This is a genomic window from Bradyrhizobium cosmicum (genome assembly GCF_007290395.2).
In the GTDB taxonomy this organism is placed as follows: Bacteria; Pseudomonadota; Alphaproteobacteria; order Rhizobiales; family Xanthobacteraceae; genus Bradyrhizobium; species Bradyrhizobium cosmicum.
Map to the genome: position 1 here is coordinate 2,312,824 of NZ_CP041656.2, position 24,298 is coordinate 2,337,121.

The 24,298-nt window shown below is 60.0% G+C and carries 33 protein-coding genes and 1 tRNA gene; 21 read left to right on the top strand and 13 right to left on the bottom strand.

The genetic code is table 11. The annotated features are described in order from the left end of the window. Positions 1-14 precede the first annotated feature (14 nt). Complete coding sequence (locus FNV92_RS10840; protein WP_015684714.1) at positions 15-299, top strand: hypothetical protein; 285 nt, start codon at positions 15-17, stop codon at positions 297-299. A gap of 6 nt (positions 300-305) precedes the next feature. Here the strand turns inward: FNV92_RS10840 and FNV92_RS10845 are convergent, their stop codons facing one another. After that, positions 306-1,520 (bottom strand): mandelate racemase/muconate lactonizing enzyme family protein, encoded by a 1,215-nt coding sequence (locus FNV92_RS10845; RefSeq protein WP_143840999.1) that lies wholly within the window; start codon positions 1,518-1,520, stop codon positions 306-308. A gap of 174 nt (positions 1,521-1,694) precedes the next feature. Here FNV92_RS10845 and FNV92_RS10850 point away from each other — a divergent pair, with 174 nt between their 5' ends. Together FNV92_RS10850 and FNV92_RS10855 are read left to right on the top strand one after the other, a co-directional pair. Next, positions 1,695-1,883, top strand: coding sequence for a hypothetical protein (locus FNV92_RS10850; protein ID WP_015684716.1), 189 nt, complete (start codon positions 1,695-1,697; stop codon positions 1,881-1,883). A gap of 480 nt (positions 1,884-2,363) precedes the next feature. Next, the gene (locus tag FNV92_RS10855) at positions 2,364-2,537 is read left to right on the top strand and encodes a DUF3606 domain-containing protein (protein WP_015684717.1); all 174 of its coding nucleotides are present in this window, start codon (positions 2,364-2,366) and stop codon (positions 2,535-2,537) included. 29 nt (positions 2,538-2,566) lie between these two features. Here FNV92_RS10855 and FNV92_RS10860 read toward each other — a convergent pair whose 3' ends face one another. After that, entirely contained in the window at positions 2,567-2,752 is a 186-nt protein-coding gene (locus FNV92_RS10860; protein ID WP_015684718.1) for a hypothetical protein, read from the bottom strand. A 382-nt stretch (positions 2,753-3,134) separates the two neighbouring features. Between FNV92_RS10860 and FNV92_RS10865 the strand changes: the two genes are divergently transcribed. Then, entirely contained in the window at positions 3,135-3,383 is a 249-nt protein-coding gene (locus FNV92_RS10865) for a hypothetical protein (protein WP_015684719.1), read from the top strand. Positions 3,384-3,912: 529 nt separating this feature from the next. Here FNV92_RS10865 and FNV92_RS10870 read toward each other — a convergent pair. From FNV92_RS10870 to ligD, 6 genes are all read right to left on the bottom strand, one after another. After that, positions 3,913-3,985, bottom strand: a tRNA-Ser gene (locus tag FNV92_RS10870). Between the two features lie 152 nt (positions 3,986-4,137). After that, positions 4,138-4,671: a hypothetical protein gene (locus FNV92_RS10875; protein WP_143840997.1), complete on the bottom strand. Its 534-nt coding sequence runs from the start codon at positions 4,669-4,671 to the stop codon at positions 4,138-4,140. 277 nt (positions 4,672-4,948) lie between these two features. After that, positions 4,949-5,188 (bottom strand): hypothetical protein, encoded by a 240-nt coding sequence (locus FNV92_RS10880; protein ID WP_143840996.1) that lies wholly within the window; start codon positions 5,186-5,188, stop codon positions 4,949-4,951. Between the two features lie 105 nt (positions 5,189-5,293). Continuing rightward, positions 5,294-5,956 (bottom strand): SOS response-associated peptidase, encoded by a 663-nt coding sequence (locus FNV92_RS10885; RefSeq protein WP_143840995.1) that lies wholly within the window; start codon positions 5,954-5,956, stop codon positions 5,294-5,296. A 34-nt stretch (positions 5,957-5,990) separates the two neighbouring features. Then, positions 5,991-6,374, bottom strand: a complete 384-nt coding sequence (locus tag FNV92_RS10890; protein ID WP_168213264.1) for a hypothetical protein — start codon at positions 6,372-6,374, stop codon at positions 5,991-5,993. 187 nt (positions 6,375-6,561) lie between these two features. Further along, a complete protein-coding gene (gene ligD, locus FNV92_RS10895; protein WP_168213741.1) occupies positions 6,562-7,479 on the bottom strand; it encodes a non-homologous end-joining DNA ligase in 918 nt (305 codons plus the stop codon). A 132-nt stretch (positions 7,480-7,611) separates the two neighbouring features. On the opposite strand from ligD, the gene FNV92_RS10900 reads away from it, so the two are divergent. Next, positions 7,612-7,818 (top strand): DUF3606 domain-containing protein, encoded by a 207-nt coding sequence (locus FNV92_RS10900; RefSeq protein WP_168213263.1) that lies wholly within the window; start codon positions 7,612-7,614, stop codon positions 7,816-7,818. Between the two features lie 131 nt (positions 7,819-7,949). Here FNV92_RS10900 and FNV92_RS10905 read toward each other — a convergent pair whose 3' ends face one another. Both FNV92_RS10905 and FNV92_RS10915 read right to left on the bottom strand, forming a co-directional pair. Then, entirely contained in the window at positions 7,950-8,270 is a 321-nt protein-coding gene (locus FNV92_RS10905) for a hypothetical protein (RefSeq protein WP_244623725.1), read from the bottom strand. Positions 8,271-8,966: 696 nt separating this feature from the next. Next, complete coding sequence (locus FNV92_RS10915) at positions 8,967-9,785, bottom strand: hypothetical protein (protein ID WP_143840989.1); 819 nt, start codon at positions 9,783-9,785, stop codon at positions 8,967-8,969. Positions 9,786-10,374: 589 nt separating this feature from the next. Here FNV92_RS10915 and FNV92_RS10920 point away from each other — a divergent pair. Next, the gene (locus FNV92_RS10920) at positions 10,375-10,743 is read left to right on the top strand and encodes a hypothetical protein (RefSeq protein WP_168213262.1); all 369 of its coding nucleotides are present in this window, start codon (positions 10,375-10,377) and stop codon (positions 10,741-10,743) included. 324 nt (positions 10,744-11,067) lie between these two features. Here FNV92_RS10920 and FNV92_RS10925 read toward each other — a convergent pair whose 3' ends face one another. Continuing rightward, a complete protein-coding gene (locus FNV92_RS10925) occupies positions 11,068-11,457 on the bottom strand; it encodes a hypothetical protein (protein WP_143840987.1) in 390 nt (129 codons plus the stop codon). A gap of 563 nt (positions 11,458-12,020) precedes the next feature. Here FNV92_RS10925 and FNV92_RS10930 point away from each other — a divergent pair. The 4 genes from FNV92_RS10930 (at position 12,021) to FNV92_RS10945 (ending at position 14,010) form a co-directional block, all read left to right on the top strand. After that, entirely contained in the window at positions 12,021-12,272 is a 252-nt protein-coding gene (locus tag FNV92_RS10930) for a hypothetical protein (RefSeq protein WP_143840986.1), read from the top strand. An 8-nt stretch (positions 12,273-12,280) separates the two neighbouring features. Then, entirely contained in the window at positions 12,281-12,757 is a 477-nt protein-coding gene (locus tag FNV92_RS10935; protein ID WP_244623724.1) for a hypothetical protein, read from the top strand. After that, entirely contained in the window at positions 12,729-12,944 is a 216-nt protein-coding gene (locus FNV92_RS10940) for a hypothetical protein (RefSeq protein ID WP_143840984.1), read from the top strand. Before FNV92_RS10935 ends, FNV92_RS10940 begins: the two co-directional genes overlap by 29 nt. Before the next feature lie 73 nt (positions 12,945-13,017). Then, positions 13,018-14,010 carry a phage tail protein gene (locus FNV92_RS10945; RefSeq protein ID WP_143840983.1) on the top strand — a complete coding sequence of 331 codons (993 nt, stop codon included), beginning with the start codon at positions 13,018-13,020 and terminating at the stop codon, positions 14,008-14,010. Here the strand turns inward: FNV92_RS10945 and FNV92_RS10950 are convergent. Then, positions 14,003-14,731, bottom strand: coding sequence for an FkbM family methyltransferase (locus FNV92_RS10950; protein WP_244623723.1), 729 nt, complete (start codon positions 14,729-14,731; stop codon positions 14,003-14,005). The two genes, FNV92_RS10945 and FNV92_RS10950, sit on opposite strands and share 8 nt — an antisense overlap. Before the next feature lie 40 nt (positions 14,732-14,771). Here FNV92_RS10950 and FNV92_RS10955 point away from each other — a divergent pair, with 40 nt between their 5' ends. The 9 genes from FNV92_RS10955 (at position 14,772) to FNV92_RS10995 (ending at position 20,426) form a co-directional block, all read left to right on the top strand. Further along, positions 14,772-15,458, top strand: coding sequence for a hypothetical protein (locus FNV92_RS10955; protein ID WP_143840982.1), 687 nt, complete (start codon positions 14,772-14,774; stop codon positions 15,456-15,458). 2 nt (positions 15,459-15,460) lie between these two features. After that, positions 15,461-15,610 (top strand): hypothetical protein, encoded by a 150-nt coding sequence (locus FNV92_RS10960; RefSeq protein ID WP_168213261.1) that lies wholly within the window; start codon positions 15,461-15,463, stop codon positions 15,608-15,610. Next, entirely contained in the window at positions 15,610-15,861 is a 252-nt protein-coding gene (locus tag FNV92_RS10965; protein ID WP_143846034.1) for a hypothetical protein, read from the top strand. Before FNV92_RS10960 ends, FNV92_RS10965 begins: the two co-directional genes overlap by 1 nt. Then, positions 15,852-16,235, top strand: coding sequence for a hypothetical protein (locus tag FNV92_RS10970; protein WP_143840981.1), 384 nt, complete (start codon positions 15,852-15,854; stop codon positions 16,233-16,235). Before FNV92_RS10965 ends, FNV92_RS10970 begins: the two co-directional genes overlap by 10 nt. Then, positions 16,232-16,531, top strand: a complete 300-nt coding sequence (locus tag FNV92_RS10975; RefSeq protein WP_143840980.1) for a hypothetical protein — start codon at positions 16,232-16,234, stop codon at positions 16,529-16,531. The genes FNV92_RS10970 and FNV92_RS10975 overlap by 4 nt, the downstream gene beginning before the upstream one ends. A gap of 64 nt (positions 16,532-16,595) precedes the next feature. Next, positions 16,596-17,024 (top strand): GNAT family N-acetyltransferase, encoded by a 429-nt coding sequence (locus FNV92_RS10980; RefSeq protein ID WP_143840979.1) that lies wholly within the window; start codon positions 16,596-16,598, stop codon positions 17,022-17,024. Positions 17,025-17,270: 246 nt separating this feature from the next. Next, on the top strand, positions 17,271-18,539 hold the full coding sequence (locus FNV92_RS10985) for a CaiB/BaiF CoA transferase family protein (RefSeq protein WP_168213260.1): 1,269 nt from the start codon (positions 17,271-17,273) through the stop codon (positions 18,537-18,539). A 108-nt stretch (positions 18,540-18,647) separates the two neighbouring features. Beyond that, positions 18,648-19,853, top strand: coding sequence for an acyl-CoA dehydrogenase family protein (locus FNV92_RS10990; RefSeq protein WP_244623722.1), 1,206 nt, complete (start codon positions 18,648-18,650; stop codon positions 19,851-19,853). Positions 19,854-19,862: 9 nt separating this feature from the next. Next, on the top strand, positions 19,863-20,426 hold the full coding sequence (locus FNV92_RS10995; RefSeq protein ID WP_143840976.1) for a flavin reductase family protein: 564 nt from the start codon (positions 19,863-19,865) through the stop codon (positions 20,424-20,426). Positions 20,427-20,451: 25 nt separating this feature from the next. Here the strand turns inward: FNV92_RS10995 and FNV92_RS11000 are convergent, their stop codons facing one another. Next, positions 20,452-21,360 (bottom strand): NAD(P)-dependent oxidoreductase, encoded by a 909-nt coding sequence (locus FNV92_RS11000; protein WP_168213740.1) that lies wholly within the window; start codon positions 21,358-21,360, stop codon positions 20,452-20,454. Positions 21,361-21,528: 168 nt separating this feature from the next. Between FNV92_RS11000 and FNV92_RS11005 the strand changes: the two genes are divergently transcribed. Both FNV92_RS11005 and ilvD read left to right on the top strand, forming a co-directional pair. Continuing rightward, positions 21,529-22,512 carry an ABC transporter substrate-binding protein gene (locus tag FNV92_RS11005; protein ID WP_143840974.1) on the top strand — a complete coding sequence of 328 codons (984 nt, stop codon included), beginning with the start codon at positions 21,529-21,531 and terminating at the stop codon, positions 22,510-22,512. 78 nt (positions 22,513-22,590) lie between these two features. Then, positions 22,591-24,285 carry a dihydroxy-acid dehydratase gene (ilvD, locus tag FNV92_RS11010; protein WP_143840973.1) on the top strand — a complete coding sequence of 565 codons (1,695 nt, stop codon included), beginning with the start codon at positions 22,591-22,593 and terminating at the stop codon, positions 24,283-24,285. The last annotated feature ends 13 nt before the right edge of the window (positions 24,286-24,298 follow it).

A 24,298-nucleotide genomic window follows, 5' to 3' on the forward strand; every position in this document is an offset into this window, starting at 1 on the left:
TACGGATTCCTTCGATGGCAACTGACCGCTTCGCAAACTCGATGTCCTCGGCGCTTCGCCATCCCGGCGTAATTGCGTTGATTGTGGCCGGCTTGACGATTGCCGCGATGTTGATCGTCGATCACGGGCCCTGGAACAAGGCCAAGACGCAGCCAGCCCATGTCGCAATGTACGCCAATACGGGCGAGGCTGCCCACGCTGCAGGCGCCAAGGTGCTTCCGACCGAACCGAGATCGGCGGTCGAGCCGGAACGGCCGGGGCCGAAGACGTCTTCGACCGTCAATCCCGTGACGCCGTAATACGCCTCAGCTCTTGCGGCCGTAGTTGAGAAGACCGCCGCTTGTCTTTGGCGGATGTGCGCGGAGCGCCTCCTCGTTCGGCTCGGTACCCCAGCCGGGACGGTCGGGGATGATCAGGTGCCCATTCTGAATCTCCGGCTCGTGCGTAAAGAGTTCGTGGTCCCAGGCGAGGCGGTCGATGTCGATCTCCATGATCCGCAGGTTCGGCACAGAGGCGCAGAAATGCGCGTTCATCATCGAACACAGATGGCCGTAGAAATTATGCGGCGCGACATTGACCTCGAACGCCTCTGCCGCGGCTGCGATCTTCATCGACTGCCAGACACCGTTCCAGGGCGTGTCGACGATCGCGACATCCATCGCCTGCTCGTTGAAATAGGGCAGGAATTCGCGCAGGCCCAACAGTGTTTCGCAGGACGAAATCGGATGCGGGCTTTGCCTGCGGATGTAGCCGAGCGCCTGCGGATTGAAACTGTCGATCTCGATCCAGAACATGTCGAGGTCTGCGATGGTGCGCAGGATCTTCAGATAGCCTTCGGTCTTGGCGTTGAAGTTGCAATCGAGCAGGATGTCGACATCGGGGCCTGCGCCGTCACGGATGGCCTCAAGATGCATCCGCAGGTCGTGCAGGATCTTCCGGTCCACATTGATCTCGGGCGCGAAGGGCGAGCCGAAACCCGGCCGCCAGCCGGTCGGCTTGCCGTCGTCATAGGAGAAGATGTTGGTCTTGAGCGCGGTGAATTTCTTCTCGCGCACCTCGCGTCCCATCGCCTTGACGCCATCGAGGTTCTCGATCGGCGGCTGGTACCAGGAGGGGTGATTGATCCGCCAGGTTGCGCAGTGCGACCAGTAGACCCGGACACGGTCGCGGATCTTACCACCAAGCAGCTCGTAGCAGGGCACGCCAAGAGACTTCGCCTTGGCATCGAGCAGCGCGTTCTCGATCGCGCCCAGCGCTTGCGCCACAACGCCGCCTGCGGCGGGACGTGTGGCCGCGAACAGCTCAGCGTAAATTCGCTCGTGCTGGAATACGTTTTGCCCGATCACGCGAGCCGACAGGCGCTGGATCGCGGCGCCGACGCCGGGCGAGCCAAAGCCTTCGTCGAACTCGCTCCAGCCGACGATGCCGTCCTCCGTCGTCAGCTTCACGAAGTGGTAGTTTCTCCAGCCAGCGTCGCAGGCGAGGATTTCAAGACTTGTTGCTTTTGAGGATTGGGTCATATCGCTCCCTGTCGCCCGGCCGGGCGTTGCTTTTTTGAGGCCCGGATCACAAGCCCGAACTCAGCCACAATTGTTAGGCTAACGACCGATTACCGTGAAGCCCGCCCAGGCGGCAGCAAGTATCGTCCGGCCCTGGTTTGCAGGAAAACTCCGTGGAATCCGATGTGGATAGTCATGATCATTCCCGGGATCGTCCCGAAATCGCGCCAGTCTCTTACATTTTTGGCCACAATCGGGATCGATCTTCCGGTCATGAAATTTCTGGCCATGATTTCGTTCCTGGCGGTGCTCACGATGAGCGGGGCCGCTATTTCCGATCGGTTTCTGACGGCCGATCAGCGCGTCGCGCAAGGGGTGGAGTAGCGCGGCGGGCGAGGGTTTTTTGTTGTTGCAGCATGTCTTGGGGGGGACAGATGCTTTCGATAGACCAGTTCTTGCGATTCATCAGCGTGCCGGCCGTGTTCGCTGCCTTCGTCATCGCCTCGCAGATCTCGGCGGCACTGTCGCCGGTCTAGTCGACAAATCAAATTCCGCCCTGCGAGAGCGGTTGGTCCGGCGTTCGTTGACACGTCGGGCAAAACACCTGTAGAGTTGTATCATCACAGAAATCGTCGATGCCCGCGCCGCCGCCCGTCGGGGGCTTTTTGTTGCGTGTGTCCAGCGTCAGCCGGAATGGCGGTCGCGGCTGCTCGCACGCCCGTTCGGTTATGCGCGATGCTGTTGCGAAGCGCACGTTAGGATTGTATCGAACGCCATGACATGCTCAAGCAATTGCCGGAGCCCGCTGGGGAACGGCCTGCCGGTGACGACGTTTCCCGTCTGAGGAAGCGAGGGAATTGGCCGATGGACAATCTGACGAAGCGCGAGCAGCCCGACCGCAGCAAGATCAACATGCATGAGGCCTTCGAGGTCAAGTACTGGACCCACGCGCTCGGGGTGTCGAAGGAGGAGTTGCAGAAGGCCGTCGACAAGGTCGGCAACTCGGCCGCGACCGTCCGCAAGGAGCTGGGCGTGTGACGGCTTCGGTGGCGCCGGAACGGCCACCGCTACTTGATACTGACGAACATGCCCCAGGCCGCGGCCAGCGCCGCGCCGGTGAAGACGACCACCGGACTGTCGCAGAACGCGCTGCCATAGCTGCACACGTTCGCGCCGAACTGTCCGAGTTCGTGATGGCTCGCGGAATAGAACAGCCCCGACAGCACCAGCAATGCGGCGGCGACGTAGTACATCGACGTCTCTCCATCTCGCCCGTGCGACCTCGCAGGGGATCTGTGCCAGCGTGGCGCGGAGAGATTTCATTCCGCCGAATCCGGTTCGGTGCATTTGAGCCATCCCGTCAACCCGAGCTCAACCAACCAGGTCAGAAGGGGCATGGCATCGCAGCAGAAGGCCTCTCACGGTCGCCGACGAAACACGCCTGAAACAATCCTGAAACCCGATTGTCCTGAACGCCTCGCCCACTGGCCTCGACCAACCAAGCGAAAAGGAGATCATCATGATCCAGATCGGTTCGAAGGAAGAAGTCGCGTTTCTGCTGGCGCTGTTCGGCACCCACACCCAGCCGGTCAGGCGTCCGAAGCCGAAATCGCAGCAGCGCTGAAGGCGGCCCCCATGCCCGGTTTGGCCGAATGCCAGAGCCTGCTGCGGCTCCTGATCGCTAGGGGCGATCCGAAGGCCATCCCGCTCGCCAAGGGCGCGATCGATCAATACCTCAACACTGCACCCGTAAGCGCCCGCGGGCGCGGCCTGCGCGTGCTCCAGCGCGATGCGCTCGACCAGCACGGTTTTGCGGTCGGCGTGCAGCGCTCGTTCGCCGAGACGGTGGATGCGTATATCGAACGCAAGCTGGCGGAGGAGTGAGGTCGATCGAGGGGGCAGCCGGGGCGATCTCTTTTGAAGACCGCCCCGAATGCTTGCTTGTTGTTGTCTCCCGGCGCCGTCAGCCGCGCACCGCATCGTCGCTCGAATAGAAGTTTGACTCGTCGGGCAAAACACCTGCATAATGGCAACATCGAGTAAGTCGACCCGCACGGAGTTATCCGCTGCGGGTTTTTTTGTGGCATCGGGAATTCGACACGGGGGTCAGTCTGCCGGTGCATTCGCCAGCGATTGAAGAAATGGTCTGGGCTAGTTTTGCTTCATCAGGGCGAGGGCGCTGGTGGCAACGTTAATGGTCTTTGGTTTCCCTCTTATGGTTAGTTACGTGAGCCACAGGACGGAAGGGCTGACATTCCTATTCCTACGAGGGAGCTCTTCAGCTCAGGCCAAGGTTCATGTTGTTGGACCATCTTAGGCAAGAACCAACGCCGGTCCGCACTATGTTGTTCCAGTAGGTTAGTGATAGAAAAAATGTTGCTGAATCAATAGATCTATCATATTTTGAGGTAGGCCCCGGCGACGGGGTTCGGACCCGTGACCTCCCGTTTAGCAGACGGGTGCTCTCTCCACTGAGCTACGCCGGGAAGAACCTCCACTCTAGGGTCGTATTCTCACTCGGTCGACAAACCGCACTGAGCACCTCTTCTTTCTCCGGGTCCTACACCGGGGCTGCACTGATCGGAACCGCCGACCGCGGATTAATGAGGGCCATGACCCCGCCACAGGGTCATGGCCCTTACTCGTTGATGTCGACTCCGGCTTGACGCAGAAAGTCGAAGCCTTTCATCGTCATCTGATATTGGTATGCCCTCCCAGGACCGGTGTTTGTCACGCCGTTTATAGATGTGAGGTAGCCGCGCTTCTTGTCAGTCATCAGGACATTCATGACGCGCTGAAGAGGGTAGTTCCCGTAGTCAACTATTTCACGGGAAGAGACCGATCGCCCGGCCTTTGTCGCTTTCGCAATAAATACCAAGACTTCCTTTCGCTTGCCCCCGATCCTTGGAGCCGCGATCTTCACGACGCGCGTCAAAGGATCGTATGTCTCGGGCGTAACCTGACGCTTCTGCCTATCTGAGTTCGCTTCGTTGAGCTTCACGAACGCTGGTACCGGCAGTCCCTGTTCGCGTAGATGCTCGGCGTAGTGCTCTACGGCCGATCGCCACTTCTCAATGCGCACGGCCAAGCTCTCCTGCTCGGCTTCTAGGGCTTTCCCCTGTGCCTCAAGGCGGGTGGCGTAACCATCTGGTTGGCTAAGTGTCGAACTCATGAGCGCAAACTACCACCAATCGCTCACAACTTGCAACCGGTTATGTGTTTCTATAAAAAGATAGGTGGGATGGGAGAATTAAATCATTAAGATCAATGTCTTGTGGGAGGTCGCTTTCCTCCCGCGCCGGCTAACGGCTTTTGCCGCGCTAAGCCCGCGAGTTGAAATGTAGCGAATCGAAGTGAGTGCTGCCCAGCAGCACGACCACTTGTCGCATCAGTGGCGAGCATCACCGCTTCTAACATGTGGTGTTGCTCCATTAGACGATCTAAGCTGGCTAATGACCTACGGGCTTATATCTAAGCTTTCTCAATGGCTTAATCTGGTTGGGAAAGAAGACCACGCCTTCGCTCCCGTAAATCCATGAATAGCTACCCGCGGGAGCACTGGCGGTCGCATCAATCGCTTCGCCCAATGAATCAAATGAAACCCCCTTGAGGATTGCCTCTTCGGAAGGCTCACCAACGTCCGGTCCAAAATCAGTAAATACTGCGCGCCATTCTTTTGCTTCAGGCATGAAATGTCTCCCGCATCACGAGCCATCTGATCGTAAAGATCAAATATCTAGTTATCCAACCCGATTTCAAGCTCAGCACCCAAAAGACCAACTGTGGATGATGAGTTAGGAGATTTGGTCTTCTTTGGATGAGCCGCGCTTTACTATTTCGAGGGCGCCGTCGGGCAGAGGCCGCTGCAGCGCCTTCACTTCGTCCCATGAGGCGCGTAGCCAAACGTCATGCTCTTCAGCTGTAACAAGGATCACCGGCATCGCCTTCGGATGGATCGGCTCGACAACTGCATTCGGCATCGTCGTCAGAAACCCATAGACCTGATGCGGGCCGGGCACGGGCTTTGACTTCGTACCGCGATCACCATTGAACGTAGTCCAGATGCCGGCGAACGCGAACAGCGGTCGGGACTCCGCGAGTGCAAACCACACGACGTCTTTCTTCTTCGTCTCGGGGTTCGGCTCCGGTGCGTATTCGGCAAAACTGTTGGCTGGGACGAGACAACGATGCTCCGGCTTGAGCCAGGCTCGCCAGTGCGGCGAGGCGGTGTTGCGGATGTTGGTAACGGGCGGGCCACCGGTGCGCGGCGGCGGCGGCATGCCCCACCGCATCATCACCATCTCTCGCTCGCCGTTGCCGGCATCGCGGATGACCGGTGCGGGGTAGTCCGGGAACACACCAGGCATCGGGGCCAAGTTGCCTTCGTAGCGACGGACGACGCGGAAGAGCTCCGCGATGGCTGCCTGATTGGTCGTGATCGAATAGAGATTGCACATAGCCCGCCTGTTTGAAGTTGAGGCCTTATCGATCCTAACGTTCTTCGCTGGGATGAACCCACTTGTATCGCGTGATGCTCTGCGTCTCGGTGAGCTTGATCATGTGGACCGGCGGCGCATAGCGACCTTTGCGGCATGACCGGCATTTAAGGGAAGCTTCCAGCTTCCAGATCGGTGTATCGCGCGGACGGCGGATCGCGTCGAGCGGCAGGCTTGCGCGCGTCTTGCACCTGTTGCACTCGACCTCGAGCCAGCCCATGCCGCCGTTCAGGCATTGGCCGATGGTTGGAGACGGCTGTGACGGACCCCCGTAGCCCTCCATCCGGACCGACCACGCTTCAGCCTCGGCACGATCCGCATCGCGCACAGCTCTCGTGGCTTCTTCACGAGCGTGCTTGGCACGAATCTTCGCGCCCATGATCTGGCCGCTCCAGATGACTTCCCGCGATTTGGTCCCCATGCGCCCATAAAGCGACGTGCGAACGCGTTGGCAAATTATCGATCCCTAGTGGGCGGGCATTGCACTCAGCTACTGCCGGTCGTGGGTGTGGACAACTGATGGCATCGGACCGCCGGCCACTGGAGGCCTGGGCTCAAAGCAACCGCTACAGATCTTCCCTCAATCCCTTGAAAAACGGATGTCGTACCTTGCCCGCCGCAGATTTCGCGCGGTACTCGATCTCCGCGAGCAGTTTCGGCTCGACCCATATGCCCTTGTGCGCGATGCGCTTGGCGTAAGGTTGGGTCTTGCGAATGAGTGGCTTCAACCGCTTCTGCAGTTCGGCCGCCGACGTCTTGTCAAAGCCGTGATCGACCTTGCCGGCATAGATCAGATCATCGCCGTTGCGGCGGGCGAGATACATGCCGTCCCATCTGCCCTCGTCGAGCGAGAAGCCCGCAATGGTGAGTGTCTCGCGTTGGGCGCAAGTCTTCTTGACCCAGTTATTGCCCCGGCCGCTGCCATACGCGCTCTCGCGAACTTTGGAGACCACGCCCTCCAGTCCGATCTTGCAAGCGTGTGCGAACATCTCGTGGCCGTCAATTTCAAAGCTTTCACTGAACTGCACTTGGGTGCCGGAAATGATCTTTCTCAGTTCTGCTTTGCGCTCTATCAGAGGCTGGCTGCGAATGTCTCTTCCATTGAGGTAGAGCAGGTCGAACGCGACAAGGACGATCTTCGAGGAGTCACCTTTGAGTTCGTTCTGCAAAACTGAGAAATCGGTCGTGCCGTCTGCGGCAGGTACAACGATCTCACCATCGATGATGGCCGAGCCCGCCTTGATATGCCAGCCATCGGCGGCAATCTTCTTGAAGCGTTTCGTCCAATCGTAGCCGCGCCGCGTGAAGATGGTGACAGCTTCGTTTGCCAAGTGAAGCTGGACTCGATAGCCGTCGAACTTGATTTCGTGAATCCAACGCTCTCCTGAAGGCACGCGGTCGATCGCCGATGCAAGGGCTGGTTCTATGAAGCCGGGCAGGGGCGCCTTCTTCCCAATCACCCGCGACTTACGCTGCAACGCCACTGACATCCTCGCACACCCAATACCTTGATTCGAATCCCAGGCGTCCGATTCGTTCCAGCGAATCCGGTGCGTCGAGCGAAGAAAGGAACCGATTGAATCCTCTCGCGTTTCAGAAATGCAAAGAGGAGATGCATGATGGCTACCAAGGCAAAGAAGCAAACCGCTCGGGGGCGTAAGCAGGATCGCGCGCGCGTTGCAGGCGGTCAGAAATACGAGGTCAGCTACGAGGCCAAGAAGACGCGTCGCTCAGCTTCGGCTGTTAAAAAGACGGTGAAGAAGGTCGGCAATAGCCGGAAGAAGATCGAGAGCCGATTGGGCCGCGCAAAAAAGAAGAGTTAGGAACGTCCGTTGCCGGCGTAAGTTGATGTATGCCGGCCATCCCGCCGATAGCCGGCTGAAATGGCGGCCCCGCGCGAAGTGCCCCTACAGCGCGCCGGGGCCGTTTAAGTCTGACGAGACAAGTAGCGGGCTCAAACCAAGCGCAAGCTGAACTGTCGCAAGTCCTGCGCGGCGTAGCGATCGACGAATTCCTGCAGATGCGACGGCACATCGCTCAGTTGCAGGTTACAGCGATGCTGGATTTCGCGCGCCACATCCTCGGAGACGTCTTCGGACCAACGTTCAGAGGTGTTGAAGGCAATCACCTTGATCGGCCTGCGATATTCTCCAGCGATCAGATCGTTAATGACGGTTTCGAGGTCCGTCGTTTCAAGGTCGGCCTCGCGCCAGGCCCGGCCTGCTCGACCGAAATCGTCCGCAACAAGATAGACGCTGGGTTCGTCACTTGGCACCAGAGAGGGGACCCACCGAGATCGACGCATAAGCAACTCCACACAGAACCGCGATTCAAGCGGGCTTCAGCCGGTTGGTTCCAGCGCGCGGTGACGTTTGCTAATCCGCTTTTCGGCGGCCGGTTCTCGGGTTCAACGGGCTCGTGCGGGGCTTTCGAAGTCCATCAGGCAAGACGGGCTCCGTGCCCGGCAGCGCGTCGGCCCTGACGTCCGCACCCCATTGACCCTTCTCGTGAGCGGTCGATTTATCCTTGACCTGGTCCGGTTGCGGCAAGCCGCTTTTACTGACCGGGTCGTAAGCGCCGCTGCGAATATCTCTGTTGTCTGCCATAGGCGTATAATGCAGTCGGCGCGACCTGGTTGCTATCGGCGCTTGGACCGCGGCAGGTGAAGTTGACACGTCGGGCAAAACACTGGCAGAATGTCACCATCGAAAAGAGTTGGTTCAGCTCGCACGGAGACATCCGAGGCGGGTTTTATTTTGTCCGAACGCTTGATGTACCTGTTGGGGATTCAGCGGACGGTTTCGTAGTTTGTGCTTGAGGCCAGGTCTGCCCCAGAGCTGAAGGCCCCGCTGGCTACGCACTACGGACCGCCTTCCCACAGGAGAGTAGTCTCGGGGCTAGCCTTGATAGCTGACCTTCGTTGCTTTCAACGAAAGAACACCACGTGGCGTCTGCAAGTTCTTGGGAGCGATTAATCCTTCTTGCAATAAAAGAGCACCACATAGGGTGGCATCGTATCTATTGGATCACCTTTACCTAGGGTGTTTGTTTCTGCCACAACTGAACCACCCGGTTGAACGACCGGATAGTTTCGGCCGCCAGCATCATAGCGATCACCAGCTGGGTTTAAGAAGAAGGGCACCTTTGCTGTGAAATTGTGAGGCGGCAGTTGGTCGATCGACAAACGCAACTGCTCACTGCCTCCAATCGCTTGGTACGCGCGGGCAGTAAGTCCGCTGCCCTGGCCAGCTCCAACAATGGTTCGACCTCGCCCATTAGCGTATTCGCTCCATCCGTCCGGGCAGCCTGTCGAAACATCGAAGGCTGCAATGGCATTCTTCGGAATTGGACTAATCTTCGCTGAAATGTCCTGCTTGAATGCTGGGTCGCCCTTTAGAATCCCAGCAACGAGATCTTGTTTGGTGTCTACAGCTACCCTGTTAGCAATTGTCTCGGCTGCGCTTTTCACAAAGAAAACGCCGGCTGTTCCGAAAAGCGCAATCGAGCCACCTAGTAGCGTAGCAACGATTAAACCGACCTCCCATTTTTGGGCTGGAGACAAGTTGACTGCTTTTGCCTTGACCTCGTAAAGGGCGTCGATCTCAGCCCGCTGCCCAGCCGAAAGCGTTGTCAGCGACGCGGCCTTATCAGCAAGAAGAATCTTCATCTCCTGCAATTGATCTGCGGCCTTGTCCGCCAAAAGCGCCTTAAATTCGTTCAGTTGAACGGCAGCTTTCTCAGCGAGCAAAGCGCTGACTTCCTGCAATTGCTCGTCGGTTAGTGATGGCACTAGCGCCTCCAATCCATTCAATTAAAGATTGCATCTAATCATACAGCCAATCTTTTGGAAATTGTTTTTTGGGTCGGAGCGTCAGCGCGCTTTGCGAGCGTGATCTCGACGATCTTGACAGAAGTACTATTCTCCTTCCGATACTGTTGAAAAAGTCGAAAGTAGAGAGACAGCAAGAATCTCGCTCGGATCAGTCTTGGCAATAAAGGCCGTTGCCACGAGACCAGGAAAATCACACAGCGATCCCGCAAGGATTGACGTAGTCTCTCGCGTCCTACGGCGTTGAGCGCACCAGCAGCATTTAGAAATTTGGCATGCGCGCCACAAAGGACTTTTTCAACAGTATCGGCCCATAGCAGATACACTCGGCTCGATCGACTAACGACCGCTTCTGGTCCCATACCGGTCTCCAAGATGATTTCACATAGCCCGCGCGTTGTTTTTTTGACATCGAGAAAAACCGACAGACGCCCCCCTCGAAAAGTTCGTTTTCAGCCCCGCTCGGAGTAATCCGCTGCGGGCGTTTCATTTCGTAAGACGCAAATGCATATCTGGAAAGGATTTGGAAATGGCTAGGCTAAAGAGAGAGATGCGGTTCTATCAGCCGGTCGCGGAGCAACCCAACAGCGAACATTTTAGGGCTCCAACACTCCTTGCAATTCAGGACTTGGCGAGAAGCAGGACGGAGAGCGCGATCAACGTGCTTTCAGCCATCATGCTGAGAGAGACCGCGAATGCCTTTGCGCGGGTGGCCGCTGCAAACGCCATTCTCGATCGGGGGTGGGGCGGGCCGGTGCAGCCATTGGCTACCGATCACGGCCCAATGGAATTGCTGCATCGGATCGAGCGCGTGATCGTGCATCCGGATAATCCGTCACCCGCCGTCAATCAAATCGAGATATCCGAGCTCTCGCAGGCATCGCAATCGATCTCGTGGCAAGAGGAGGAGTTGCGATGAGTGTTGGGAAGCGAACAACCGTCGCAAAGCCTGTGACCGCATTGTCACCAAAGCCTGAGCAGCAGTCGACGGGCTGGCCGCGATGGATGCAGGAGGCCTTTGCGTATGAACCTGAGACTGGAAAGACGCAGGGGGGCGGCACGGTCGGCGAGCCTGCACGTGCCAATCCCCAGAGCATTCGGATCTTGAGCCGAGTCTTTCCACGCTCCTGATGTGGACCGGACAGCGAGCGCGGCTTCGTTGACACGTCGGGCAAAACACTGGCAGAATGGCATCATCGAAAATCTGGCCAGCCCGCGCGGAGCAATCCGCCAGCGGGCTTTTTCATTTCGGCTTCGGATCGGAGCTGGCCTCGCGAAAACCTTTGGCTTTGCTCTCGTCGATCCACGAGTCCGGATCGCGCGAGCAGCGGTGGTAGATCAGCCAGGCGTCGGCGGCGTCCACGCGGCGCAGGCCGATCTCGGAGTCCGACACGACCTTGAACTTCGGATCGCCGGCGATCGGCGTGTGAGCCATCAACGCCGGGCTGCCGCAACCGCCGGGGCCGCAGAAGGCGACCGAGAACTGGTAGTCGTCGTTGCGCCAGATCTTCAGGCCATAGTTCTTCGCGCAGTCGCGCTTCCAGGCGCCGGAGAAATCCGGCGCCGCGGTCTCCGCGCCGACAGCCGGGGTGATCGTGATCAGGAGCGAGAGCAAGAGTGAAGGGAGGCGCATCGGTGAAGTCCTGCCGCGTGTCTTTCTGAAGAGACGCGTTGCGCACGGTCGATGCCGTGATCGGAAGCGATGCTAAGGCAATTCTCTCGTCGCTTGCGTGACTGCCGACACACTGCGATGTCGCAGTGACGAATGATCTTGCTCGGCACAGAGTTTGACACGTCGGGCAAAACACTGGCATAGTGGCATCATCGAAAAGTTCGTAACGCCCGCGCGGCTCGCAGCCGCCGCGGGTTTTTTCATGTCCTTTCGGGAATCGGACGGCGGGCGCGCATTGCGGCCACGCCTCGTTGAAACGCGTTCATGGAGCGCCGATCGGCGCGCCGCCGTCCGTACCATTGCTGGCCGTGCACGCGCGAACGTGCCGGCCCGCGGCGCTGAGCCCGTTGCTCGCGCCGCTGCGGTCTCCGGAGCAACGGAGATAGGGTTCGCGCCCGAAACGATCGTGCGTCGCCGCGCGATCTGCCGCGCATTTGCTTTTTTGGGAGGGAGACGATGACCGCCTATCTGATATCGCTCGCGCTCGCGGGCCTGATTGCAATCGTGCTGTGGGAGATGTTTGCTTGAGCGAAGACATCGAAAGCGAATGCGTGCAGGAGCCCGTCCGTTTGCCCGCGCGACGGACGACGTCCGGGGGGACATCCAGGGAAATGTCCAAGGAAATATCCAAGGAAACGTCCAAGCGAGCGTCAAGGGCGCGGACGCTGACCGACATCGATTCGAGCCCTCACAGCTTGCGAAAGCGCGTCCAACTGGTGGATCTGCGCCGGCGCATGGGCAGCCTCCATGAGGCGCTGCGCAACGCGAAGCGATGACTCATCCGTTGCTCACGGCGCTTGCGCAGGCCCGATTGCGCGATGCGCCGTTGTTCGTCAAATGGTGCGAATTGAACGGCGTGACCGCATGTCCGGCGACACCCGCGTCTGTGGCGCGCTTTGCGACCGACTGTGCGTCGCTCGGCATGAGCCGGCTTTGGCCGGCCATGCAGGAGATATCGCGGATGCACACTGCGCTCGGCCTGGCCGACCCGACCCTCGGCGGCCCGGCGGCAGACGCGATGAGCGTAATTGCTGCGATCTCGCCGCCGCGGTCCTGGCCGGCGCAGTTCAAGCGGCGGTTCGCTGCGTTACCTCACGACATCCAGGTTCACCTGGCCTCGCACGATGCTCAGCGGGAGCGGGCGCTCCGGCGCGCGCAAAACGAGGCCGCATCCGTCCGCCAGAAGCTGGCGGCATTCGAAGCCCAAATGAAGGACGTAGGGACCAATGGCAATGAAGCAGCATCGCCCGTCGAGACTTGAAGATCGGATCGAGGAACTGAGTGCGGAGATCGACGGCATCATCGATGCGCGCGTGGCCGAAATCGCGAGCGAGAGCCCCGGTGTCCCCGCAGGCGTGATCCGCAACCTTCTCACGGCCCGGGCACCGTCCTGTCGCTGCGCACAGTACATCGAGCTCTGCGGCAAAGCGGCTAAAGCGCCGGACTGACGGCCGGCAGCAGCGACTCCCTCGAAACACGCCACGGCGACCACGGCGCCGCGGCTCACATCAAGGATACAGGATGACTCTCTATAAATGGTCTCAGACGGCCTCGGCGGACGCCACGGCGGATTCGACGATCAACTGGGCGGAGGGACAGTCCCCCGCCAGTGTCAACGACTCGGCGCGGGCCATGATGGCGGCGATCGCAAAGCACCGCGACGACGTCGCCGGCGCGATCGTGACGACCGGAACTAGTACAGCCTATGCGGTCAACACCTATCAGGTCTTTCAGTCGCTTGCGCAGTTGAATGGCCAGGTCGTCGCGTTCACGCCGCATACGACCAATGGGGCGACGGTGACGATCAACGTCGATAGTCTCGGTGCAAAACCGCTTCGGTCTGCGCCCTCGGTCGAACTGCCAGCGGGTACGATCATCCAGGGAACGCCCTATGCGGCGCTCTACAACAATAGTGATGCCGCGTTCTATTTGGCGGGATTCTTCAACAACCCCTACAATGTCCCAATTGGCTCCTGCATCGATTTCTTCGGCACGACGGCGCCGAACAGCTCGTTCGTGCTCGCTTACGGACAAGCTGTCTCGCGCACGGCGTATTCGACGCTTTTCTCGATGTTCGGCACAGCGTATGGTACCGGTGACGGGTCGACGACGTTCAATGTCCCAGATCTCCGCGGACGGGTCATTGCCGGCAAGGATGACATGGGCGGGGCTGCTGCAGGCCGCCTGACGTCGTCCTATTTCGGCGGAACGTCAACCAATCTTGGTGGGACGGGTGGCGCTGAGAGTCATGCGCTAACGACAGCACAACTGGCCTCACATACGCATCCGAACACACTGACCGATCCTGGACACATGCACTCGTATCAGCGGGCGGAATTTGGTGAGCAGAAGCCGGCCTCTGGCGGCAATACGCCATTTGCAACCTATTCCACGCAAAACACGGGGGCCGCGACGACAGGGATCACGATCAACAACGTTGCAGTGGGCAGCGGCAATGCTCATAACAATACACAGCCTACGATCATCGCCAACAAGCTTTTGCGGATTATTTAGCAGTCTTCCACCACAGCATCATATCGTGATCTCGCGGAATGATCGATCCAATAGCGGCTTCCGGAAAAAAGATGAAGTCTCGATGCCCACTCAATCCAAACTTAGGATGAGGAACCTTTGAGATGTCCTCTATCCGTGCGTAAGCCGTCCCAAGAAACATGATGCCGAAATAGCCGAGACTGCTGAAGAACTCGAGCAATGGAGGAATTTCTCCGGGTGTGCTTTCAAACTGGATAACCGGAGAGAACCTACGAATCATACGTTCTCCGCCACGGAAAACTTTAAGCTCGTGACCCTCTACGTCGCACTTGATGAACTTCAAATTCGAGATCGGTCCAATATCGTCTAGCCTCGCGAGCTTCACGGGTATCGAATCGCCAATGTTTCTGGAGAGCGAAGCGCTTCCATCCCCGGGGCGCTTTCTAGACAACTCGGAGACACCGTCAGCGTCAGATAGAGCAAGATTGACAATCTCAACATTTGGTCCGAGGTGGCGCTGATGAATGTACTCGGCCATCTCGGGTTGAGGCTCGATCGCAAGAACGCGACCGTCAGGGCCAACAGCTTTAGCGAGCCAGTACGAGTAAATTCCTTTATTGGCCCCAACGTCTAGGACGGTGGCGCCAGTCAGCTGCAAGCTGAGAAGGGTCTTGAGCTGCAAGCTTTCGGTTCTCAGCCTGTAGCGCAGGCAGCGAACAAAGAAATGAACATCCTCGAGCATGACTTGAGGCTACTACTACAACCCCCAACCGAGTCAACCCATGGTAGACCTGAACGCCCTTTCTGCGGCGAATGCGAAGCGCTGGGCGAATGCCCGGCCGACCCGCAAGGCCGAGGCCGCCAAAGCTGCTTTGCGTCTTTACAAGGCAAGGCAGCGCTACCAGGCCGTGGCCCGAGAGACCGGCGTCCTCTGGGCGGCGATCGCGGTCATTCACGAGCGGGAATCTTCCCAGGACTGGCGGGCGTCCCTGGCCCAGGGCGACCCCTGGGACCGCGTCTCGGTTCATGTGCCGGCTGGACGCGGTCCGTTCGTCTCGTGGGAGGCGGCTGCGATCGACGCGCTCGTGAAGTGTCCGCCCTTCCTTGCCCGTCACAAGGACTGGTCGGTTGCCGCGGCGCTGACGGCGCTCGAGACCTACAACGGCATCGGTTACGCCGCGCGCGGTGTGCCTTCGCCTTATCTCTGGGCCGGCACCAACCAATACCGCGCCGGGAAGTACGTGCGGGATGGCGTTTACGATCCCGGCAAGGTCGATCCGCAACTGGGATGCGCGGCGCTCATGATCGCTCTCATGGAGCTCGATCCCGGAATTGGCTTTGCCGCAGCGAACATCGCGCAAAGTCCGGTTGCCGGCGATCCGGGGAAGCCTTCACTGACGTACCCGTCCAAGGGCTCGATCGGCGCGTTCGTGGTCAATCTGGTCAGAGCGATTATTGGAAGGAAGTGAACATGCTGACGATCCTCGACATCACTCTCTTTGCTGCCGGCTGTGTCGCCGGCTGGTTTTGCAAGGACCCGGTCCTCCGCCTCGTGACCGGCACAGATACGCTGATCAAATCGCTTGAGGCGAAGCTTGCTGCCCTGCGAGCCAAATCGTGATGCTCGCAAGACTCAAGGCGGTCTGCCTGCACTCGGTGACTATCGCCTGGAGCTATTGCATCGCGTTTGCCGGTGCGCTGGCTTCGATCGTCGACGACCTCGCCGACGCGCTGGGCGATCCCGGTGTCAAGGATCAGATCAGCTCCGCGATTGGCGACGTCAAGACAACGGGGCGTATCATGCTGGTGATTTCCGTGGTGACGATCATCGCGCGCCTGCGAACCCTTCGGAGAAAAGATCAATGTGGATGACGCTCATCTCGTTTCTCGGCGGCCCTGTCGTCAAGGCCCTGATCGATGCCTACAGCGCGAAACTGAAGGCTGAAAATGTCGATGCCGGGATCGCGGCGGATCTCGCGGCAGGCGAGATCGCGTCGCAGACGGCTGAAACAAAAGCCGTCATGCAATACAGGATCGCCGAGCTCGGGCACTGGTACGAGCCGGATAAACTGATCGGCTACTGCGTCACGATCTATTTTGCCAAGCTGCTGGTTTGGGACAAGGTTCTCGGCTTCGGCACCACTGATGCGCTGGCGGGCTTCGCGGCGATCACCGCAAATCTCGTCGTCTCGTTCTACTTCGCCAAACGTGGGTTCGAGAATGTCGCGAGGATCATCAAGCGGTGAATATGCAAGACAACGAAATCCGGGCCATCGTCGCCGGGACGCTGGCTGAGCAGCAGAGGCACCAGCAGAAGAGCATCGACGCGATCGTATTGAAAGCGGTCGCATCGGTGCTTGCTTCTCTTGGAATCGAAGATGACGACCGGAAGGAGCTGAGGGCCGATTTCCAGCACTTGCGGCGGTGGCGAAAGAGCGTGGAGCAGGCGCAGAGCTACACATTCAAGGCCGTGATTACGGTGATCGCGGCCGGCCTGATGGGGGCCGTTTGGCTCGGCGTCAAGGTCGTGCTGGGCAAGTGAAACTTGGCAGCGAAGGAGCGCGATTGCCCGCGCTCAGGACTATTCCTGCGGATGAGCTGTTCAAATGTATAGAATTAGTATTGTCGATGCGGACGATGATGAGAGTGCGGAGGTCCTTGGCGAACTGCATCGGCTGACTTTCTTTGATAGCGCTTCGTTGCCGCAATTCGAGATCGGGGCGTGGTGGCTCGCCTATCACAATGACGAGGCGGTCGCCTTCGCCGGCGTTGTGCCGTCAACGCATGCGCGCAACAGCGCATATTTCTGCAGAGTCGGGGTCTTGCAACGGCACTGGGGGCGGGGACTTCAGCGCAGGCTGATGCGGGCAATCGAGGCGCGGGGGCGGCGTAGCGGATGGGATAGCATCGTTTCTGACACGACGGACAATCCGGTATCCGCCAATAATTTCATCCAGGCCGGTTATCGGCTCTACGAACCCGAAATGCCCTGGGCCTGGTCACATACGCTCTATTGGCGGAAGTGGCTTTGCTGAGCAATTAGCGCAATGGTTTCCCGGGATGCGGAACGCCACTATCGCGCCGTAGAGCGGTCGGCGGGAGACGCAGGCGGCTATTGTACGCCCGGAACGTTCAGGGGCCCGGCAGCTTAGCGGCTGCCGGGCCCCTTTGCGTATTGAAGCGATGTGGCCGAAGCACTTGCGAAGTCGGCGGCGCCGGGCTTTAAGTTTGCTCCTGCAGGAAATTCGGCGGCCATAAGCCGATGTAAGGGAGCGCTACCGATGCCCACCAAGCCTCAATTGCCGGAACGTTCGTCGCGGGCGAAGGGCGCGCCAACCGCGCTGGATGGTCTGCTGGTCGTCGATTTTACGCGCGTCGTGGCGGGGCCGGCCTGCACTCAGACGCTTGCCGATTTTGGCGCGCGTGTCATCAAGATCGAGAATCCTGACGGTGGCGACGACACGCGCGCCTATGAGCACGCCGAAATTGGCGGCGAAAGCGCGGCCTATCTGAGTCTCAACCGCAACAAGCGCGGCATTGCGCTGGACCTGACTGTGCCGGAGGCCCGCGAGATCGCGTTGGACCTGATCCGCAAAGCCGACGTGGTCGTGGAGAATTTTTCCAGTGGGGTCATGAAGAAATTCGGTCTCGACTATGAGGCTGTCGCGCCGCTCAATCCTCGGCTGGTCTATTGCTCGATCTCGGCCTACGGGCGCTCTGGACCGTTTGCTTCGCGACCCGGCTTTGATCCGATTACGCAGGCCGAAAGCGGCTTCATGTCGCTCAACGGGTTTGCCGACGGGCCCGCCGTTCGGACCGGCCCGCCCATCGTCGACATGGCCACGGGGATGTCTGCCTGCAATGCCATTCTGCTGGCGCTATTGGCGCGGGATCGGCTCGGCCGCGGTCAGCATGTCGAGGTCGCCCTGTTCGACATCGCCATGGGGATGACCGGCTTCTACGGCATGGCCTACCTGATCAACGGCGAGAACCCTGGCCGGTTTGGCAATTCGCCGAGCGGGTCTCCCTCCGTTGGCGTCTATGAGGCTTCCGACGGACCGCTTTACATAGCCTGCGCGAACGACCGGCTTTTTCGCCGGCTGGTGGTCGAGGTGCTGAACCGGCCCGATCTGATCGACGGTCCGCAGTTCGCCACGCGAAAAGCGCGCTCCGAGAACAAGGAGCTCCTGCGGGCAGCCATCGCGGAGGTCTTCGCCAGCGATACCCTCGAGAACTGGATGGCGAAGATGAAGCTGGCCAATATTCCGGTCGGCTATCTCCGGACGGTTGAGGAGGGTTTCAATGCGCCCGAGGCCCGCGAGCGCCATCGCCTGAGCCGAATTCCGCATCGTACAGCAGAGTGGGTCCCCAATATCGAGCCGCCGATCAGTATGAGCCTGACCGGCGCGATTGATCCCGTCGCCGCTCCCTTGTTAGGCGAGCATACCGAAGATGTCTTGCGTGATACGCTCGGCTACGACGCGCGTCGGATCCTGGAGTTCACCCAAAAAGGCGTCTTTGGATCAGGCAAGCCATCGACACCGGCTTAAGGCCAGGCAATTGTCCTGTTGACAGTGCCCAGCTTGATTTGGCGAAGGTCCCGCCGCATAAATGTGTGAACGTGAGGGACACGGATGGTGCCTGGTCAGGAGCCGAGTATGGGTCAACACACCGGGTCGGAAGCCGGTGGACAGGCCTATGCGGCAATGATTGCCAAGGCCAGGGCGCTCGCACCGCGGCTGCGAGAGCGGGCGGTGCGGACAGAGGAGCTGCGGCATCTTCCGCCGGAAACCGAAAGGGATCTCCACGACGCTGGTCTGTTCCGGATGCTCCAGCCGGCACGCATTGGCGGCGCCGAGCTCGACTATGTCGCCCTTGTCGACTGTGCTGAGCTGCTCGGGCGGGCGGACGCGTCGGTGGCCTGGAATCTCGCCAATCTGGCGAGCCATCAGTGGATGCTCGGCATGTTCGAGCAGAGGGCGCAGGATCTGGTCTGGGGCCGCGATCCGGACGCGCTGATTGCGTCATCGTTCATTTTTCCCGCCGGACGCGCGACGAGGATGGAGGGCGGATACCGGTTGCACGGCAGCTGGCCGTTCTCGTCGGGCGTTGCGTCCTGCGAATGGAACATGCTTGCAAGTGTCGTCTATTCCGACGACGAGGCGGACGGCATCGAGTATCGAATCTTCCTGCTGTCGAAGGGCGACTACAAGGTGCTTGATACCTGGAATGTTACGGGACTGCGCGGCACCGGGTCCTGCGACGTCGAGGTCAGGGACGCCTTTGTACCAGACCATATGACGGTCGCTGTCGGCGAGCTTGCCGGCGGTCCGACGCCTGGCAGCAGGGTCAATCCCAATCCGTCGTATACTCTGCCCGTGTTTTCGCTGTTTCCCTACGTCCTGTCGGGTGTCGCACTCGGGAACGCGCAAGCATGCCTCGACGATTACGCGGAGGTCGCGCGTCATCGCATTTCGACCTACAACCGTGCCAAACTGAGCGACTTTCAAAGCACCCAGATCAAGATCGCCGAAGCTTCGGCCAAGATCGACGCTGCGCGCCTGATCATGCGTTCGGCCTGCATCAACGCCATGGAAGATGCAAGGCGAGGTCGTATTCCTGACATGGCGACCAAGACCAGATATCGGCGCGATGGAGCTTTCTCCGTGAACCTGTGCACGGATGCGGTCTCGATGCTGTTTGCCGCGAGCGGGGCGCGCGGCCTGTTCACGACGGGGGTGTTGCAGCGGCAATTCCGCGATGCGCACGCGATCAACTCGCATCTTGCGTTCAACTTCGATGCGGCCGGAACTAATTACGGACGGGTGGCTCTGGGCCTGCCGTCCGAGAATCTCACGCTGTGAGGCCGGCCGATGAATGACCTGCCGAAGCAGCCTGCCGTTCCCGACCCAGCCAATGAACTCGCGAGTGACAGTTCACCGATCGATCCCCGGGATTTTCGCAACGCGCTAGGAACTTACGGAACAGGCGTTACGATTATCACTGCCACGGCCGCCGATGGAAAGCCCTATGGCATCACCTGCAATTCGTTTGCGTCGGTCTCACTGAATCCGCCTCTGGTGCTCTGGAGCCTCGGAATCTATTCCTCGAGCCTGGCTGTGTTTCAGAACGCCAGTCACTTCACCGTCCATGTGCTCGGCAATTCGCAGCAGGCGCTCGCGAACAAGTTTGCCAAATCGACCGAGGACAAGTTCGCCGGGGTGGATTGGACGCCGGGCCTCGGAAACGCTCCGGTGCTCGCCGAGAGTGTCGCCAATTTTCAGTGCCGGTCCGTCAATCGCTACTATGGCGGCGATCACGTGATCTTTCTCGGCGCGGTCGAGGCCTATGCCTACAACTCCGGGGAGCCGCTGCTGTTTGCGCGCGGAACGTATGGCCGGTTCCTGTCCGACGACCAACGCGGGAAGTCACCGTAGTGCGCTTCCGTATACCCCGGATGGCTCAACGCTCCGCTGCTGAGAGCTTGTAGATCTCCAACGCGTCTGCATCGGCTCCCCGCGCAGCCTTGGCCAGCCTGAAGATCTGCCCGGCCAACGCTGCCATCGGCACGGGAGTCGACGTCGCCTGCGCAACGTCGGCGACCGTGTCGAGGTCTTTGAGCATGGTGGCGATGTGACCGAGTGGCGGTGAGTGAATGCCTTGAGCCATGCGGGGCACAAACAGCTGAAGTGGAATGGAATCGGCGAAGCCGCCCGAGAGGGCTTCGGGCAATCGGTTGGCGTCAATTCCCGCGTTCACGGCAAGGCGTGTTGCTTCCGCCAGGACAGCCATCGCGCATCCGACGATCACCTGATTGCAGAGCTTTGTGGTCTGGCCGGCGCCCGTCGGACCCATGTGGGTGAACCTGCGTGCCATGGCTAGCACATACGGCCGCACCCTCTGGATGTCGCCGGCATCTCCGCCTGCCATGATTGCAAGCGTACCTTCTTCGGCGCCCTTGGTGCCGCCGGACACCGGTGCATCGATCAGGCCGGCGCCATTCGCAGCCTTCAGCCGCGCAGCAAGATCGCGCGCGGCGTCAGGGTGGATCGATGAGAAGTCGACTACGAGCTTGCTTGCGCCAGGAGCCGCTGCAAGGCCGTCGGCCCCGAAAATCACTTCCTCAACGGCGGTCGCGTCCGTCACGCACATGAACACAATGTCCGAGTTGGCCAGCACGTCGCGTGGCGTGATGGCGCGCCTGGCGCCCTCCGCGACGAGCGGAGCCAGCTTGCCTTCCGAGCGATTCCATACGCTGACTTGATAGCCGGCCTTGAGCAGGCGCCGGGTCATGGGTGCGCCCATCAGCCCAAGGCCAAGATAGCCGAGCCTCTCGACGCCTGGCGGGTTTGCCTTGCTCGCATCAGCCATAGGTTGCCTCCTTCTGTCGCAGCGCGACGCGGCTTCACCATACATTGCAGACCGGACGGCGAAACCGCTTGGTTCGCATGGCTTGCCTGATTGTTTGAACCATGAAACAGTTTGAACCGGCCGGGTTGGGTGGCGCCGGGTTGGCGCCGGAGCAGCGGAGTGGGCACGATGCGAACCGTTTCGAAGTGGATTCTGGCTTTGGGGGCGGCAGCGGCCGTGAGCGCGGGCGCAGGCCCGTCATGGGCGCAGCAGACGATCCGCGTCGGCTGGACGATCCCGGCTGAGGAGTCCAAGTACTGGATGATGCGTCGCCCGGCCGAATTTCCTAATATAGGCAAAGCCTACAACATCGAATGGACCCAGTTTCAGGGCACGGCGCCGATGACGCAGGCTTTGGCAGCCGGTGCGCTCGATTGCGCGACGCAGGCGCCGCTCTCGCTCGCCAACGGCGTGGTTGGCGGCAATCTCAAGGCCTACATCGTGGCGCAGCACGTCTTCGAAAAGCCCGGCGGTTTTTCGGTCTACTGGGCTGTGATGAATGACTCGCCAATCAAGACGATTGCCGATCTCAAGGGCAAGACCGTCGGCATTTCCGTGATCGGCGGTGGCACGCAAGGTCCGTTCAACCTGCTTCTCAAGCAGAATGGCGTCGATCCGGCCAAGGATATCAAGCTGGTCGAGGTCGGTTTTGCCGTCTCCGAAGATGCGTTGCGCCAGGGCCGTGTCGATGCGGTCAACATGAACCAGCCGTTTGCCGCGCGCGCGGAGGCGAAAGGCGGCACAAAGAAGCTGTTCTCGCTGTCGCAGGCCATGCCGAACATCGTACACATCCTGGAAGCCTGTCGGGCCGATTTCGTCGACAAGAATCCGGATCTGGTGAAGGCTTATGTCCGCGACATTACGTCAGGCATGAAGAAGGCGCTGGCGAACCGCGAAGAGACCTTGAAGGTCGTCAATGAAGTTTTGAAGGCGCCCATTCCGGTTCTTGAGACTTACCTGCTTAAGGACAACGATTTCGGTCGCGATCCAGGCGCCGCGCCGAACTTTCCCGCGATCCAGAAGATGCTGGACATCTACGCAGAGACGGGAATGCTGCCGAAGCTGGACGCCGCACAGTTCAAGCATCCGACGATCGTCGCGCCGCTTGAGTAGGCAGCCCGACACAACTATCCGAGCAGGGAGATCGCGGCGTTCCGGGTAATCGGGACGTTGCACGCAGAAGATGCACGTATGAAGAAGTTGCGATCACGGATAACGACAGACGGCCTCGACCGGGCTCCGCACCGCGCTTTCATGCGCGCAATGGGGCTTGACGACGCGGCGATTGCCAAGCCGATGGTGGGCGTCGTCAGCATGAAGGGCGAGCAGACGCCCTGCAATATGACCCATGACTTCCAGGTAGTGGCGGCCAAGACGGGGATCGAGGAGGCGGGCGGTACGCCGCGCGAATTTTCGACCGTGTCGGTTTCCGACGGCATCAGCATGAATCACGAGGGGATGAAGTTTTCGCTGTTTTCGCGTGAGCTGATCGCCGACTCGATCGAAGCCGTTGTCCACGGTCTCGCTTACGACGCGCTGATCGGATACGGCGGATGCGACAAGACGCTGCCGGGGGTAATGATGGGGATGGTTCGCTGCAACGTGCCGTCCATTTTCCTCTACGGTGGCAGTTCGCTGCCCGGTCGCGTGGACGGTCGTACCCTGACGGTGCTCGACTCCTACGAGGCCGTCGGCAGCTTCATGACCGGAGAGATCGACAGCGCTACGCTCGAGCGGATCGAGCGCGCCTGCCTGCCGTCCATCGGCGCATGCGCCGGGCAATTCACCGCGAACACGATGGGGATGGTGTCGGAGGCGATGGGTCTCACCATTCCCAATGTCTCGATGGTGCCCGGCGTCTATGCCGAGCGCGCCCAGATTTCGCGCCGCGCCGGGAGACTGGTGATGGAGATGCTGGAGCGTGGCGGACCGTTACCGCGCGACATCGTGACGCGGAAATCTCTGGAGAATGGCGCGGCGATCGTTGCTGCAACGGGCGGTTCGACCAACGCTGCGCTGCATTTGCCGGCGATCGCGAACGAGGCTGGTATTGCATTCACGATCGATGATGTCGGCGAGGTTTTCGCCAGAACGCCGCTGATTGGAAATCTACGACCCGGGGGCAAGTACACGGCGAAGGACGTCTACGACATCGGCGGCGCTGCGGTGGTGATCCGCGAGCTGATCCAGAGCGGTCATATCGACGGTCATTGCATCACCATTACAGGCCGCACGCTTGCCGAAGAATATGGGACGGCCAACACGCCCGATGGTGAGGTCGTTTACACCTCCCGTGCGCCGATCATGCCTGATGGCGGCGTAGCGGTTCTGAAGGGCAACCTCTGTCCGGACGGTGCCGTGATCAAGGTCGCGGGTTTGAAGAGCCAGTTTTTCGAGGGCATTGCGCGCGTCTTCGAGGACGAGGAGGCGTGTGTCAAAGCGGTTCGTGACCGCAATTATAAGGCGGGTGAGGTTCTCATCATCCGCAACGAAGGTCCCGTCGGAGGCCCAGGCATGCGCGAGATGCTCGGCGTCACCGCGCTGATCTACGGGCAGGGCATGGGCGAAAAAGTGGCGCTGATCACCGATGGCCGGTTCTCCGGCGCGACCCGCGGCATGTGTATCGGCTACGTGTCTCCCGAAGCATTTGTTGGCGGTCCGTTGGCGCTTGTCCGCGACGGCGACAGCATTCGGATCGATGCCGCAAACCGGCGGATGGATATGCTGGTCGACGAGCAGGAACTCTCGGCGCGACGACGTGATTGGAAGCCGCGGCCGCCACGGCACCGCGCAGGTGCGCTCGCGAAATATGCGCGGCTTGTTGGTCAGGCGCCCGGTGGAGCCGTCACACACGAAGGTCCGGCAGATTGGCCATGGTTCGAATGATGCGTCGCACCCC